13 protein-coding genes are annotated in these 14,456 nt (G+C 47.0%); 2 read left to right on the top strand and 11 right to left on the bottom strand.

Features of this window, described 5'->3' with window-relative positions; genetic code table 11:
• Positions 1-33 precede the first annotated feature (33 nt).
• The 6 genes from nupQ to malK form a co-directional block, all read right to left on the bottom strand.
• Positions 34-993: a guanosine ABC transporter permease NupQ gene (nupQ, locus tag Y79_RS0113300; RefSeq protein ID WP_016938126.1), complete on the bottom strand. Its 960-nt coding sequence runs from the start codon at positions 991-993 to the stop codon at positions 34-36.
• Complete coding sequence (locus Y79_RS0113305; protein WP_016938127.1) at positions 994-2,040, bottom strand: ABC transporter permease; 1,047 nt, start codon at positions 2,038-2,040, stop codon at positions 994-996.
• A complete protein-coding gene (locus Y79_RS0113310) occupies positions 2,033-3,565 on the bottom strand; it encodes an ABC transporter ATP-binding protein (RefSeq protein ID WP_029575320.1) in 1,533 nt (510 codons plus the stop codon). The genes Y79_RS0113305 and Y79_RS0113310 overlap by 8 nt, the downstream gene beginning before the upstream one ends.
• 141 nt (positions 3,566-3,706) lie before the next feature.
• On the bottom strand, positions 3,707-4,780 hold the full coding sequence (locus tag Y79_RS0113315; RefSeq protein WP_016938129.1) for a BMP family lipoprotein: 1,074 nt from the start codon (positions 4,778-4,780) through the stop codon (positions 3,707-3,709).
• A gap of 399 nt (positions 4,781-5,179) precedes the next feature.
• A complete protein-coding gene (locus tag Y79_RS0113320) occupies positions 5,180-5,887 on the bottom strand; it encodes a response regulator (protein ID WP_016938130.1) in 708 nt (235 codons plus the stop codon).
• Positions 5,880-7,481: a malate sensor histidine kinase MalK gene (gene malK / locus Y79_RS0113325; RefSeq protein ID WP_016938131.1), complete on the bottom strand. Its 1,602-nt coding sequence runs from the start codon at positions 7,479-7,481 to the stop codon at positions 5,880-5,882. Before malK ends, Y79_RS0113320 begins: the two co-directional genes overlap by 8 nt.
• Positions 7,482-7,655: 174 nt before the next feature.
• Between malK and Y79_RS0113330 the strand changes: the two genes are divergently transcribed.
• Positions 7,656-8,213 (top strand): YufK family protein, encoded by a 558-nt coding sequence (locus Y79_RS0113330; protein ID WP_016938132.1) that lies wholly within the window; start codon positions 7,656-7,658, stop codon positions 8,211-8,213.
• 14 nt (positions 8,214-8,227) lie between these two features.
• Here the strand turns inward: Y79_RS0113330 and Y79_RS0113335 are convergent, their stop codons facing one another.
• The 3 genes from Y79_RS0113335 to Y79_RS0113345 form a co-directional block, all read right to left on the bottom strand.
• Positions 8,228-8,641: a thiol-disulfide oxidoreductase DCC family protein gene (locus tag Y79_RS0113335; RefSeq protein WP_016938133.1), complete on the bottom strand. Its 414-nt coding sequence runs from the start codon at positions 8,639-8,641 to the stop codon at positions 8,228-8,230.
• 21 nt (positions 8,642-8,662) lie between these two features.
• A complete protein-coding gene (locus Y79_RS0113340) occupies positions 8,663-10,537 on the bottom strand; it encodes a transglycosylase domain-containing protein (RefSeq protein ID WP_016938134.1) in 1,875 nt (624 codons plus the stop codon).
• 90 nt (positions 10,538-10,627) lie between these two features.
• Positions 10,628-11,872: a multidrug efflux MFS transporter gene (locus Y79_RS0113345; protein WP_081484462.1), complete on the bottom strand. Its 1,245-nt coding sequence runs from the start codon at positions 11,870-11,872 to the stop codon at positions 10,628-10,630.
• Positions 11,873-12,022: 150 nt separating this feature from the next.
• Between Y79_RS0113345 and kapD the strand changes: the two genes are divergently transcribed.
• Positions 12,023-12,640 carry a 3'-5' exonuclease KapD gene (kapD, locus tag Y79_RS0113350; RefSeq protein ID WP_029575323.1) on the top strand — a complete coding sequence of 206 codons (618 nt, stop codon included), beginning with the start codon at positions 12,023-12,025 and terminating at the stop codon, positions 12,638-12,640.
• Positions 12,641-12,664: 24 nt separating this feature from the next.
• On the opposite strand, the gene kapB is transcribed toward kapD, so the two are convergent.
• Entirely contained in the window at positions 12,665-13,051 is a 387-nt protein-coding gene (gene kapB, locus Y79_RS0113355) for a kinase-associated lipoprotein KapB (RefSeq protein WP_016938136.1), read from the bottom strand.
• Positions 13,052-13,096: 45 nt separating this feature from the next.
• Positions 13,097-14,380, bottom strand: coding sequence for a sensor histidine kinase (locus tag Y79_RS0113360; protein ID WP_016938137.1), 1,284 nt, complete (start codon positions 14,378-14,380; stop codon positions 13,097-13,099).
• Positions 14,381-14,456: the final 76 nt, after the last annotated feature.

Raw genomic sequence — 14,456 nt, forward strand, 5'->3', positions numbered from 1 at the left:
GCATCAGGGCGCGGAACTCTTTTTGTATGATGATCAGCGTTTTCCTTTAATATAAGGGATGCCGTTGGCTTTAGGCGCATCCGCGCGGCCGATGAACCCGGCAAGCGCGAGAATGGTCAGAATGTAAGGAGCCATCAGCATGTATACATTCGGAATGTCTTTGAACAGGGGCAAAAGCGAGCCGATAATGCTCAAACTCTGCGCAAATCCGAAAAACAGCGCAGCCCCGAGCGCGCCGATCGGATGCCATTTGCCGAAAACAAGCGCGGCAAGAGCGATAAAGCCTTGTCCGGAAATGGTGGAGTGCGTGAAATCAAGCGCGATTGTAGAAGCATACACACCGCCGCCGAGCCCGCCAAACAGCCCGCTGATCATGACGCCGATATAGCGCATGGCGAACACGTTGATTCCCATCGTATCTGCCGCCATCGGATGTTCCCCGACAGAACGGATGCGGAGGCCGAACGGTGTTTTGAATAAAATAAACCAAGAAACAAAGGCCAGTACGATGGCTAGAATCGAAGTATAATATACGTCTGAAAAGAAGATTTTTCCTAAAACCGGAATGTCGCTTAACCCCGGAATGTTCGTTTTGTAAAAGGGCTCCGGGATTTTATCAGTCTGCGCCTTGCCGTATATCAGCTTAACGATAAACAGCGTCGCTCCTAACGCAAGCATATTGATCGCCACCCCGGTTACCGTCTGATCGGCGCGGAAAGAAACCGCGGCAGCCGCGTGAATCAGCGAAAACAGCCCGCCGGCAATCATAGCCGCAGCCAGGGCGAGCCACGGGGCAGCGGCGCCGAGCTCACGGCCGAAAAATAAGTTGAACATGACGCTTGTAAAGGCGCCGATAATCATCAGCCCTTCCAGACCGATATTGACAACCCCCGATCTTTCAGAAAACACGCCGCCGAGAGCGGTTAAAATAAGCGGAGCCGCATAAACGAGTGTGGCCGGGACAATTATGGATAAAATCTGCAGGAAGTCCACTTACTTCGCCCCCTTTTTCTTCAATTTATCAAGGATGAGCCGGATGGCGTAGCTTGATGCCACAAACAAAATAATAATGGCGATGACGATGTCAACGACTTCAGAAGGCACACCGGATTCAATCGGCATATTTAAAGCGCCGACTTTAAGGCCGCCGAGAAGACAGGCCGCAAGAACCACGCCGATTGCCGTGCTGCTCCCTAGAAGCGCAACCGCGATGCCGTCGAAGCCGACTCCGGTAAATGCGCCTTTAACCGCCGCGTATTGAAAGGTTCCGAGGCCTTCCATCGCGCCGGCAAGCCCCGCGAAGGCGCCGGAAATCATCATGGCATACATCATATTTTTTCTGACGCTCATTCCGGCGTATTGTGCCGCGTGCTGATTAAAGCCAACAGCCCGAAATTCGAATCCGCTTTTTGTTTTATGAATGATAAACCACATGAAGACTGCCGCAAACAAAGCGATCAGTATCCCCCAATGAAGGCGGGAGTAGTCTGTCAGCTGCTCTAAAAACGGCGAGCGGAGCGACGCGCTTTCATGAATTTTGTCTGTTTTGTCCCTGTGGTCCGTCATGACATCGGATATGAGGTAATTGGTTAAATGAAGAGCGATATAATTCATCATGATCGTGACAATCACTTCGTGAACAAAAAAACGGGCTTTTAAAAATCCGGGAATCAGCCCCCAAATGCCTCCCGCGGCAGCCGCCGCCAATAACGAAAGCGGGAGGTGGATGTAAGCGGGAGCGTCAAAGGAAGTACCGACCCAAACCGCGGCCGTCCAGCCGACAAGGAGCTGTCCCTCAACACCGATATTGAACAGGCCGGTCCGAAATGCGAACGCCACGGCCAATCCGGATAAAATATAAGGCGTAATCTGCCGGATCGTTTCCCCGAGATAATACATTTCACCGAAAATGCCGTTCCAAAGAGCCGAATACCCGCTTGCGACATTGTAGCCGCTGGCAAGCATGATGACCGCACCTGCAGCCAGGCCAAGAATGATTGCAATCAGCGGCACAGCCAGATGAGAAAGTCGATTAATCATGTATGTTCCCTGCCTCCATTTGCTTACTTCCCGCCATTAAAAGACCAAGCTCCTGCTCGTCTGTTTCCGGCGGATTGACGTTTGCAATGATGCTGCCTTCAAAGATGACGGCGATGCGATCGCTGAGATTCATGATTTCATCAAGCTCAAAAGACAACAGCAGCACAGCTTTACCGGCGTCACGCTGCTCAATGAGCTTTTTATGGACGAATTCAATCGCGCCGACATCGAGCCCCCGAGTCGGCTGGGCGGCAATTAATAGATCGGGATTTCTGTCCACTTCACGGCCGATAATGGCCTTTTGCTGATTTCCTCCCGAGAGAGCGCGCGCGGGCGTATATTCATCAGGCGTTCTGACGTCGTATTCTTCAATCAGGCTTCGCGCTTTGTCATAAATCGCATGTTTATTTAATATGCCGAAAGAAGAGTAGGGCTTTTGATAATAACTTTGCAGCACGATATTTTCTCCGATCGGAAAATCAAGAACGAGTCCATGTTTATGCCTGTCCTGGGGGATATGCCCGATTCCTGATTCAGTGACTTTCCGCGGCGGCATGTTTTGCAGCTGTTTGCCGTTTAACGTGATCGTGCCGGCATGTGTTTTTCTGAGACCTGTAATGGCTTCGATTAATTCAGATTGGCCGTTGCCGTCAACGCCCGCAATGCCGACGATTTCACCGGCTCTGACAGAGAGGGAGAGCTGTTTGACCGCCTCAACTCCGCGCGCGTCTTTCACCGTTACATCAGAAAGCGAAAGCACTTCCTGTTTCGGTACAGCCGGCTGTTTATCCGTCTTGAATGAAACTGCGCGTCCGACCATAAGGCTTGCCAGTTCATCCTGATCCGTATGTGCGACATCGAGTGTTGTAATGCCTTTTCCTTTCCGGATGATGGTGACACGGTCGCAGACTTCCATGATTTCTTTTAATTTGTGGGTGATGAGGATAATGGATTTTCCTTCATTGACCAGGTTTTTCATAATCTGAATCAGTTCTTGAATTTCGTGCGGAGTCAGCACCGCGGTCGGCTCGTCAAAAATGAGAATGTCCGCGCCCCGGTAGAGGGTCTTTAATATTTCCGCCCGCTGCTGCATACCGACAGAAATATCGGCAACTTTAGCTTCAGGATCAATCTGCAGGCCGTAACGGTCGGAAATATCGCGCACGTCCCGGTCGGCGCGCTGTCTGTCAATCCGTCCTAATTTTTTCGGCTCTTTTCCGAGAATAATATTTTCTGAGACGGTAAAGGTATCCACAAGCATAAAATGCTGGTGCACCATTCCGATGCCGAGATCGTTGGCTTTGTTCGGGCTGTTGATGTGAACACGTTCACCCCGCACCCGGATTTCGCCTTTTTCCGGCTGATACAGGCCGAATAAAACGTTCATGAGTGTCGACTTCCCCGCGCCGTTTTCCCCGAGCAGGGCGTGTATTTCGCCTTTTTTCACTTGAAGCGTGACGTCATCATTGGCAACGATTCCGGGAAACTCTTTGCGTATATTAAGCATTTCAATGATATAATCCACCGATTTGACGCTCCTTTTCAGAGATGCTTTGATGAAAAAGCTTGGCAAAAGAAAAGCTGCAAGAAGATGCAGCTTTTCCTTCGCCGCTCTTTCCAAAAAAGAGAGGGGATAAGCACGAAAGTCTCCTTATCCCCTGATTTCTTACTCAGCCTTGAAGGATTTCAATTCTTTTTCAGTTGAAGGGATCTCGAGTCCGTCCGCGATTTTCTTCTTCCAATCGTCTGTTGCTTTGATGACATCGTCAGAAAGGTTTTCCTTGTGATCCGAGATGCCGACTGCATCCTGTGCCAATCCGTAAGTTAATGTTTTGCCGCCCGGGAATTTGCCGTCACTTGCTTTTTTCGTTAAGTCCTTCACGGCTGTATCCACTTTTTTGACCATTGATGTGAGCGTGACATTGTCTTTTGTGCCTTCAACTTGACCTTCCGCATACTGGTCTTTATCAACGCCGATGACCCATACGTTGCGTTTCGGATCTTCTTTTTTAAGGTTTTTGGCTTCCGTGAAGACGCCCGTACCCGTTGCGCCGGCCGCGTGATAAATGACGTCAACGCCTGATTTGTACATGCTTTCAGCTGTGGCTTTGCCGACATCGGCTTTGTCGAATCCGCCCGCATATTTCACTTCGACGGCCGCTTTCGGATTTGCGGCTTGTACACCGGCGCGGAAGCCGATTTCAAATTTTTTGATCAATTCAGACTCCATTCCGCCCACAAATCCGACTTTTCCCGTTTTGCTCGATAACGCAGCCGCTACTCCCGCGAGGAATGAACCTTCCTGCTCTTTAAATGTAAGGCTCGCCACGTTGTCTTTTTTGACAACGGCGTCAATAATCGCAAAATTCGTGTCTTTGCGCTGATCGGCGATTTCGCTGATGGAATCCTGCATCAGGTACCCGACGCCGTAAATCAGGTCAAAGTGTTCCCGTGCTAATTTATTTAAGTTCGTTGTGTAATCTGCATCTGATTTTGATTGGAGATAGTCAAACCCGCTTTTGCCTTTTGTAAGCCCCTTGTCTTTTCCGAATGCCTGAATGCCTTCCCAAGCGGACTGGTTAAATGATTTGTCATCGACTCCGCCGATATCCGTGACCATGCCGACGGTAAAGTTTTTGCTGCCGGAGCCGTTTGCTTTGTCACTCGAACCGCATGCGCTTAATAGGGTTCCGGCCGCCGCGATGAGCGCTACCGCCATTCCGATTTTGCGTTTTTTCAAAGATATAACCCCCCTGTAAAATATGGCTGATACCGTTTTTTTCAGACTTGAGCCGCCGACAGGATACAGAATCGAAAAAACTTTCTGATAATAGTGATGAGACGTCTCTCTTTTTCCCGCTTTGAGCGGCTGTCTCGTGTTAGTTCGGGACTTATGTCATATCTGAAAAGATCAGCTAACCAATCATAATTTATCATTTTACCCAGCATAAATAAATAGAAATTTGCTTATTTTTAAAAAAATATCAATATTATGAATCTGTTTCCTCATTTGGATAAATCATAGGCGGCTCCGTCGGGTCATTATTCTTATATAGCATATCAAAACGGAATCTCAAGCCTTTTGTCAGGGGATATGACAGTAAAAAGCACCGTTCACGGCGGAACGGCGCTTTTGACATTATAAATATTGTTTTATGGTGCTGACATTGCCGGTGTTGATATGGTATTGAAAGACGGGTCTGCCGATCGTGCCGTACGCCATCTCTACGTTCAGCACTTGAATGTCTTCAAGAAATTTAAGGTATTTCCGGATGGAGACTTGCGAGATTTCAGTATGCTTGGCGAGGTCTTCCGTAGTAAAAGAGCTGTCGCCGAAAGATTCGATGCTCGCCCAGATGAGTTTAAGCGTGCTTTTTGTCAGTCCTTTCGGAAGGTGAACCTTTTCCGCCGCTACTTTCTTTTGAAAAAGCTCCGCATCTAATTCTTTCTGTGTCATGCTTCTGTGTGATTGATAAACCTTCTGCTTGCGTCTGTAGTCGGAAAGGGCGGTTTGAAAGCGGTCAAACTCAAATGGTTTGATTAAATAATCGACGGCGCCGTACCGAAGTGTTTTTTTGATGACATCCAGCTCGCTTGCGGCTGAAATGACGATGACATCGACCGATTCATTTTGTTTGCGGATTTCCGTTAAAAGCTCAAGACCGTTTTTTCCCGGCATATAAATGTCAAGGAGGATGAGGTCGATATGATGCTCGCTTAACACGTGCAGCGCGCTTTGAAAGGATGAAGCGATCCCTTTCAGCTGAAAGCCTTCAATCTGGCTGAGATAGCGTTTATTTAATTCACCCACCATGGGGTCGTCTTCAACTATGAGTACATTAATCATCATTTTCCTCCTTCGGTTCATACGGAATGCGAAGACTGAAAGTCGTTCCTTCATTCTTTTCACTTGTCACAATCATGTGGCCTTTTAAATTTTCTGTTGCCTGCTGGGTAAAATAGAGACCGAATCCCCGGTTTGTCCCTTTCGTGGAATAGCCTTGTTCAAAAATACGGGTTTGGTCTTCGGCGGACATTCCGGCCCCGGTGTCCGTAATTTCTATATCAAGCAGTCGATCCTGAAACCGCATCGAACACGTAATGTTTTTTTTCGGCATCTGCGCCACCGCGTCAAGCGCATTGTTCAGCAGATTTCCGATAATCGTAATGAGCTCGTGGATGACGGCGGGGTCCGCCGCATTCGGAATCATGCTGCCGAGCTGAATGTCCAGGTCAGCGCCCTGTTCGCGTATATAGCTTTGTTTTCCCAGCAGAAACCCTGCAAGAACCGGACTTTTGACATCGCTGATAATCTCGCTTGTTTCCGTCTTCTGCTGAATGGCGATATCCTTAATATAAGTGCCGAGATCATCATATTCTTTTAACTGGACAAGTCCTAAAATGACATGAAGCTTATTCATGAATTCATGGGACTGTGCTCTTAATGCGTTTGCATACATTTTAACACCGGACAGCTGTTCTGCTAAATGTTTGACCTCAGTTTTGTCCCTGAAAGTGGCGATCGCTCCGACGGTTTGTCCTTTCAGATGAATCGGAACCTCATTAAAAACAAGCTCAAGTCCGTTAATGCGGATATCCCTGTCTTGAAGCGGTTTTTTCGTTTCAATCACCTGCTTCAGCCGGCTTTTCGGAAGAATATCGTTCACATCTTGATCGACCGGATTAGTCGGAATACCCATTTTAATAAAGAGGCGTTTCGCTTCGGCATTGGCGAGCTTAATTTTTCCCCGCGCGTCAACCGCGAGGATGCCTTCCTTCGTGGATTCGAGCATGGCGCTCCGCTCTTCAAGCAGAGTGGCAATTTCATAAGGCTCAAGACCGTACATAATGTTTTTAACGGTGCGGGCGACAATGACGGCTCCTATAACGCCGACAAAAATACTTACGCAGATAATGAAATAAAGCGGTCTCAAACTGTGGCTGACGACATCCTGTATTTTGTTAAGCGAAATTCCGACCGAAACGACGCCCACTTGTTTTTTATCTTTTCCGTAGATCGGAACGAAGGCTCTCATGGATTTCCCGAGCGTTCCCGCTGATGTGCTCGTTTTGATATGGCCGTGCATCGCCGGCTGTTCGTCTCCGCCGGTGAATTTCTTACCGATTTTATTTGCGTCGGGGTGGGTGAGACGGATGCTGTTCATATCCATCACCACGACAAATTCGGTTCCTGTCGTATGCTGGACATCCAGTGTATAGTGCCGGAGCTCTTGCAGCCCTTTTCTTGTTTGCAATGCCTGCGCGACACTCGGTGTTTCCGCGACCAGCTTTGCGGTTCGCAGGGCGGTTGTCCGCTCTTCTTCTTTCACGCGGTCTGCGGTCTGGACGCTGATAGTGAAAAAGGTGATACAAAGTGCGATAAGAACGACAATACAGACGAATATCGTTAATCGGGTTTGCAATTTTAATGTTTTTTTCATGACAGCCTTCCTTACGTTTATCATTCCCGCGTTCTACTTTACTCCGAAAAAGCCGGTTTGTGAAGATCGGGCTCTTATTTCGTAAAAGTGAGGAAAAATGGAATTTTTTATCTTGTCAATGTGTTTTAAGTCCTCCATAATAAGTGAAGTAGATTACAGAAAGGGACTTTTTATATGAAAAATACTTATTGGACGGGTTATTTTCCGCTCGTTGCGATTCTGCTTTTTAGTTCGTCATTATCCATTTCTACCTCGCTTTATGTCATGAAAATGCTTCAGACGCTCGGCATGTATCAGGGAATGCTGGATTATTTCTCTGAGAAAGGGATCAGACTGGCGCTTTTTGCAGCGTTCGCCCTTGTGTATTTTATGCTTTTTTCGGCTTTGAAGCTGATTGCAGACACAGTGACAGAGCTGTCTCTATTGTTTTTCACAAATGACCCTGAAGGGGAAAACCTGAAAAAAATCAGATTAGGCTCTTTAATTTATGTAGGCGGCGGAATTCTTTCCTTTGCGCTTGTGCAGAATGGTTTCTGGATTGCGGCGTTTTTTGCCGTTGTCACACTCGTTTATTTGATCTTCATGGTGTACAGAATCTATTCAACGCTCTCGGTCGTTTCGCTGATCGGTTTCATATTGCTCGAGATTCTGTTTTGGTTTACTTTTGTTATCGGTATTTTGTACATCTTTATCAAGCTTTATAATAGCATAATGGCTAGCTTACCTGTGTAAGCTAGCCATTTTTATTAGGATAGAAATCGGTTTTTGATCTCAGGGGAGGGGAGCATGCATGCTTCCTTCTTTCCGAACCATTTATAACGGCGCCGGGCGATGAAAGAATAAGCTCTGTCCCTGAGAGGGCGGGGCACTGCGAAAAAAACCGCTGACAGCCGCCAGGCCCCGGAGAGATGCCGGGCAGCCTTTAATACGGCTGCGGATTTTTTGTAGATCCGCCCGTTTTCGATAAAAATCATGCTGTCAAATTGTTCTGTCGGAAGTCCTTCTGATGCCAAAAGCTCCCGGGCGGTATCTGATTGCAATGATGCAAATGAGATCAGGCCGGCCGGATCGCGTTTAATGATGAATTGAACGGCGCCGCTGCATAAGTTGCAGACGCCGTCAAACAAAAGCACGCGGTCCGGAAGCTGAGCTGGTTTCAAGTCGGATCCCCTCCATTATCTTTAATAAGCTGCCTGCAGCGTGTTTTTCCAGATCGAAAGCTGAGGGCTTGCGTCATGCAGATATTCGACGCTTGACGGTGTATCCTTGCCGACCCATACCCCCATCGTGTAAGCATCCGTCAGGCCGACAAACCACATATCGTGATAGTCATTTGACGTCCCTGATTTTCCGCCGACGTACGGAGCTTTAAAGTTCGCTTTTTTCCCTGTTCCGCTTTTCACGACGGCTTTCATCATTTCTTTGATCTGCATGTTGGTCCGCACGCTGAATACCTGCGTCGGCTCATCTTTCCATTTTAATATCGTTTTTCCTTTTAAATCAGTCACTTTCGTAATCGCGTGACTCGGCGTATAAACGCCGTTGTTTCCGAACGTGGTGTACGCATTGGTCATTTCAAGCGGCGTCATGCCGTTTGTAAAACCGCCAAGCGCCGCAGGCAGACGGTAATCCGCGCTGACCAGCTTCGCGAAATGAAACGGTTCAAGATAGCTGAACGCCTTATTGACGCCCACGCGGTCCATGATTCTGATGGCCGGTGTATTGTACGAGTATTTAAACGCCGTTTCCAGCGTAACCGTCCCGTACGTGCGGTTATTATAGTTCTGCGGGCAGTAATCCGCACTGCAGAATTTGCTTGCGTCAATCTTGCTGTGCGGCGTTGCGCCGGTCTTTTCAATGTAAGGCCCGTAATCAAGCAGCGGCTTAATGGATGAACCGGGCTGTCTGTATGCCTGATAGGCGCGGTTGAAATCATATTTATGATAATCTTTCCCGCCTGAAAGCGCGATAATCTGATGCGTCTGATGATTAATCACGGCCGCTCCGCCCTGAACGCCTGCATACGGCAGATTTTGATTCACTTGGGCGACGACCTGATTTTGCATATACGGATTCAGCGCCGTATAAATCTTCACACCGTCTTTTAACAATGTGCCGACTCTATCGGAAAGCTCACTCTGTATTTTTTGTTTCGCCTTTCCGGAAGCTTTTTCAAGGCGTTTGTCATAGCCTTCAGATGATGAAACAAGCTGTGTGAATTCATCATTTACATAGGAAACATAGTCAGGATATTTGTTTGTTTTTTCGTTTATATCAAGCTTGATCTTTTCCTTTTCGGCTTTTTTCAGCTGTTTTCCGGATATGACACCCGCTTTTTTTAATCCGTTAAGCAATCTGACTTGTCGTTTTTTCGTATAGTCAAAATGCTTGAGAGGATCATATAATGTAGGGTTATTAGGGATGGCGCAGATAAAGGCCATTTCTCCCAAGGTGAGAGATTTCAGCGGCTTGCTGAAATAAAATTGTGCCGCCGAACCGACACCGTATACACCGTTATTAAAATAAATCGTATTTAAGTAGCCTTCCAAAATCTCATCTTTGCTGTATTTTTTCTCAAGCTGATAGGAATAGGCCAGCTCCGTCAGTTTTCGGCTGAAGGTGCGTTCATGGCTTAAATACACATTTCTCGCCAGCTGCTGGGTGATGGTGCTGGCGCCCTGGTCAATTTTATGATCTTTGAAATTGGAGGCGGCCGCTCTGACCATCCCCATAAAGTCAAACCCTTTATGCTCATAAAAATGACGGTCTTCAGAGGTTAAAAACAGCTGTTTTACCTCATTCGGTATTTTATTAAAGGGCACGATCACGCGGTTCTCATGATCGCTGACAATCTCAGAAACAAGGCTTCCGTCCCTGTCATACATGTAACTGTTTTGAACCAGGTTGATCGCTTTTAAATCAATATGTTTATCGAGCACCTGATCAAAAGGCTTGATTTGTTTTACCTCTTTGCCGGAAGCAATAACTGTAAATGCAAACAACGGGATAATGCCGAGCAGCAAAATCCATCCGATTATTTTACGTACCATGGTCACTCTCTTTTCTCCTGATTTCTAGCCATATCGTATCATTCTTTTAAGAATACGAGAAGGTTAAATTTAGAAGAAATCATAATTGCTGATCGGTCAGCCCGCATCAGACGCTGTATCTTTTTGCAAATGTCCGGCCAGCCATAAAAGCCCCGCGCCTGCCAAAAAGAGAAAAGCGGTGACGTAGAAAGCGGCCGAAATGGAAAAGCCGCTTGACACCGCACCGCCGAGCAGAGGGCCGATTACGTTTCCGAGAAAACGAAAGCTGACGTTATAGCCGAGCACCTCCCCCTGAATGCTGCCCGGCGCCCTGACGCGGATCGCTGCCGTCATACAAGGCAGCGTCCCGCCCATGACCATCCCGAACAGAAATCTGAAGACTAAAAGGATGGAAAGGGAGGAGGCGAGCGCCTGCGGAATAAAAAAAACCGCTGAGGCAATCAAAAGCACGATTAAGATCCGGCTGTGGCCGAAGCGGTCGCCGAGGTCTCCCCATTTCCGGGCAAGCAGCAAGCTTCCGAGTCCGGTCGCAGAAAACGCCATTCCGGAGAAAAAGGCTAAATTAACAGGTCCGTGCAGCTCATTAACATATAAAGCGAGAAGCGGCTGAATACTGAAATTGCCGGTCTGCACGATCATAGTAAGCACCATCATCGCCCAAAGCGCGGGCTGGTGAAAAATATAAGAGAGCACCTGTTTTCTGGAGTAGGTTTTCCGCTTGCTTTGTTTCTCGCTGAGCGGCTGCTCATTGACCTGAAATAAAACGAGAAGCACAGATGCGAAAATGACAAAAGACGTAATAAAAAACGTGTACGTAAACCCGAAGCTGTCAGCAAGCAGCCCGCCCAGCATCGGTCCGAATAAAGTGCCTGACACCTGACCCATCTGCAGCGTGCCGAGTGTTTTCCCGGCAGTCTCTTTCGGCGTCTGCGCCGAAATCATCGCCAGTGATGTCGGAACAAAGCCCGTGACAAGGCCCATAAGCAGCCGGAGGACAAACAGCTGATAAACCGATGTCACAAACCCCATCAATAAAATGCTGACGGCAATGCCGGTGCCGGTAATCAAGAGAATTTTTTTGTAGCCGCGCTTATCGCCGAATCTTCCCCAAAACGGGGAAATCACAAACGCCATTAAAAACGTGACGCCGAACACATAACCGCTCCATCTCTGCACATACCCGCCCGAATGGGGGCTGATCGTTTCAATATATAACGAAAGAAACGGAACAATCATAGTCATGCTGGCGGAAATAAAGAAATTTGTAATCCAAATGACGACGAAGTTCTTCTTACGGACAGAAATAACATCACCTTCTTTACTTTTCGTGTGTCTAATTATAAGTATATAGGAATGAATCCGGTATTTGTATTTTCGATGCGGATATAGGAAAATTCATTATTTTTAGAAAATGAAGAAAGTTTCAGAGGGGAAACTGATATACTATCATAAAATATCATTTTTGATCGGAGGAAAGGCAGGTGTAAAAAAGTGGATCAGCGCAGTCTTCTCATTATTGATTTTGAATTTACGATGCCTGACGGAAAATACAGCCCGCAAAATTTCTTTCCCGAAATTATTGAAGCGGGGATTGTCAAGACAGTGAATGATGAAGTGACTGAAACGTTTTCGAGTTATATCAAACCGAAAAAATTTCCGAAGCTGACAAAACGATGCAAAACCTTTCTGAACATCACTCAAAAAGACGTGGACGGCGGAATCACGTTTAATGAATTCATCCGCAAATTAAATGAGCTTGACCCTGATAAAAACTGCACGATCGTCACCTGGGGCAATATGGATATGAAAGTGTTAAAGCAAAATTGCATGTTTAACCACATCCCCTTTCCATTTAAAGGAGAACTCCGGGATTTGTCCCTTGAATATAAAAACTTCTTCGGAGACAGAACTCTGACCGGGCTTTGGAAAGCGGCTGAAGAGTATGGCGATAAAGGGACGGGCACACATCATAAAGCGCTTGATGATGCGCAGACGACTTATAAATTATTCAAGCTTGTCGAACGGGATAAACAATACCTTGAAAAACCGAAACCTCCGACGATCGGCGATCGCGTCGATCTGACTGAACTGTTTCGCCGGGCCACATAAAAAAACCCAATCATGCCGACTGGGTCATAGTCTTTTAAAATAGTCGCGCTCTAACACGGCCAAGTTGGCGAGCGAACGTTCCGCCCATTCTGAGCCGTCCGCTGTGAGCTGATCTTTCAGCCGGGCAGCCGCCGCTTGTAAGGAAGCCGTATAATCAGGAACTTCGCCTTCAAACGGTTTGACCATATGATGCGGTATGTTTGTCTGTTCTCCGAATGCCAGCGCTCTTCTTTCATGAAAAAACGGAACATCCGCCTGCTTCGGATGATGAAGATCTCCTTGAGCGGGATGCGTCAGAACGGCTTTAATTTTTACTAAATAGTGATTGGGCCTGACGTCTGTCACTTCCCCTATGTATACTCCTGTTTTATAAAACCCTTTTACGATTGTGCCGATTTCAAATGAATTCATTGCGTTCACCTCTCTGTTTATTCTATATAAGATCAACGCGATTGGCTAGAGAACAGCTGCCGGAAGCCTGACAGAGGCCGTGGTGCCCGAGTGCTCTCCGCTGGTGAAATAGACGGAGCCTTCATGATGCTGAATAATGGAGAATGTCACAGTAAGCCCAAGTCCGGTGCCGTTAGTCTTCAGCGTATAATACGGCTTGCCGAGTTTTTGAAGTTCTTCGTCGGACATGCCGATCCCATTATCCGTAATCTGAATGAGAATCATCTGTTCCTGTTTTTGGACGGAGACCTCGATTCGGCCGTTTTCGGAAGGCACGGCTTCAATACTGTTTTTAATCAGATTAATGAAGGCTTGTTTTAGTTTTTTCACATCCCCGAACACATATAAATCCGGCTCGCTTCGAACAGTAACGGTCACCGATTTAAAATTGGCGTATGACTCCATTAAGGAACCAGTTTCCTTCACAAGCAGAGAAATATCAAACTTTTCTTTTTCATAATCATCCTGCTTCGCCATATCCAGATAATTCGTTATGATCGTCTGAGCCCGGTCAAGTTCGGACAGCACAAGCTTCTGATACCCGGCGTGTGATTTATCCTGAAGCTGATCGCCGCTGAACAGCAGCTGCACGAAACCTCTGACGACCGTGAGCGGATTGCGGACTTCGTGTGCGACGCTTGCCGCAAGCTCGCTGACGACAGCCATTTTCTCTGAGTGAATCAGCCTTGCCCGCATGGACGCATTCTCATCAATGATTTCAATCAAATAAATGCACAGCACAAGAGCGCTGATCTGAAAAAAAACGGATACTCCCGCCTCATAATATACGGAAGATAGATTTTGAAAGTTGAAAATATTGGTCACGGAATAGATGAAGACAGATGCGGTTAATAAGGCGGCTTCAGTACAGCCGATGAGAAGAGCGAAAATCAGTTTCTTCCGCTTTGAAAAAAAGGGCCATTTCGTTTGGAGCTGGATAGAGATGATGATTAAAAAAGGAATTAAGGATAAGAAAAAAAGAGCGGAAGGTTCAAACCATATGAGCTGGAACAAAACAGACGCTGCTCCTGCGGCAAGTCCTGCGGCAGTTCCGGAATAAAGCAGGCAGACGATAATGGGAATCAGCTGCAATCCGTAACGGACGGAATGAAGCTCCTGGATGGGAAAAGCCGTACATAATAATGAAGATGCCGCTGCAAATACGGCGACCAGCAGGCGGTTCGCTCTCGGCACAAGCAAATCGGGCTTGCTGAGCCAGAAGACTTGATAGAGAAAAATAGGAAATAAAAGAAAAGAGAAGTGAAGCAGATAATCCTTTACAATCTCCATTTATGCGAAATCCTTTCTTATGTAAATATGAACCTATTATAACATCTTTACCGGCAAAAAAAGTATATATTTCTCT

The sequence above is a fragment of the Bacillus siamensis KCTC 13613 genome (assembly GCF_000262045.1).
GTDB lineage: Bacteria > Bacillota > Bacilli > Bacillales > Bacillaceae > Bacillus > Bacillus siamensis.

What these genes read in the sequence shown, in the direction of transcription:
- Y79_RS0113305 (WP_016938127.1), bottom strand. Translation starts at nt 2,040, where the DNA reads ATGATTAATCGACTTTCTCATCTGGCTGTGCCGCTGATTGCAATCATT.
- Y79_RS0113320 (WP_016938130.1), bottom strand. Translation starts at nt 5,887, where the DNA reads ATGATTAATGTACTCATAGTTGAAGACGACCCCATGGTGGGTGAATTA.
- malK (WP_016938131.1), bottom strand. Translation starts at nt 7,481, where the DNA reads ATGAAAAAAACATTAAAATTGCAAACCCGATTAACGATATTCGTCTGT.
- Y79_RS0113330 (WP_016938132.1), top strand. Translation starts at nt 7,656, where the DNA reads ATGAAAAATACTTATTGGACGGGTTATTTTCCGCTCGTTGCGATTCTG.
- kapB (WP_016938136.1), bottom strand. Translation starts at nt 13,051, where the DNA reads ATGAATTCATTTGAAATCGGCACAATCGTAAAAGGGTTTTATAAAACA.
- Y79_RS0113360 (WP_016938137.1), bottom strand. Translation starts at nt 14,380, where the DNA reads ATGGAGATTGTAAAGGATTATCTGCTTCACTTCTCTTTTCTTTTATTT.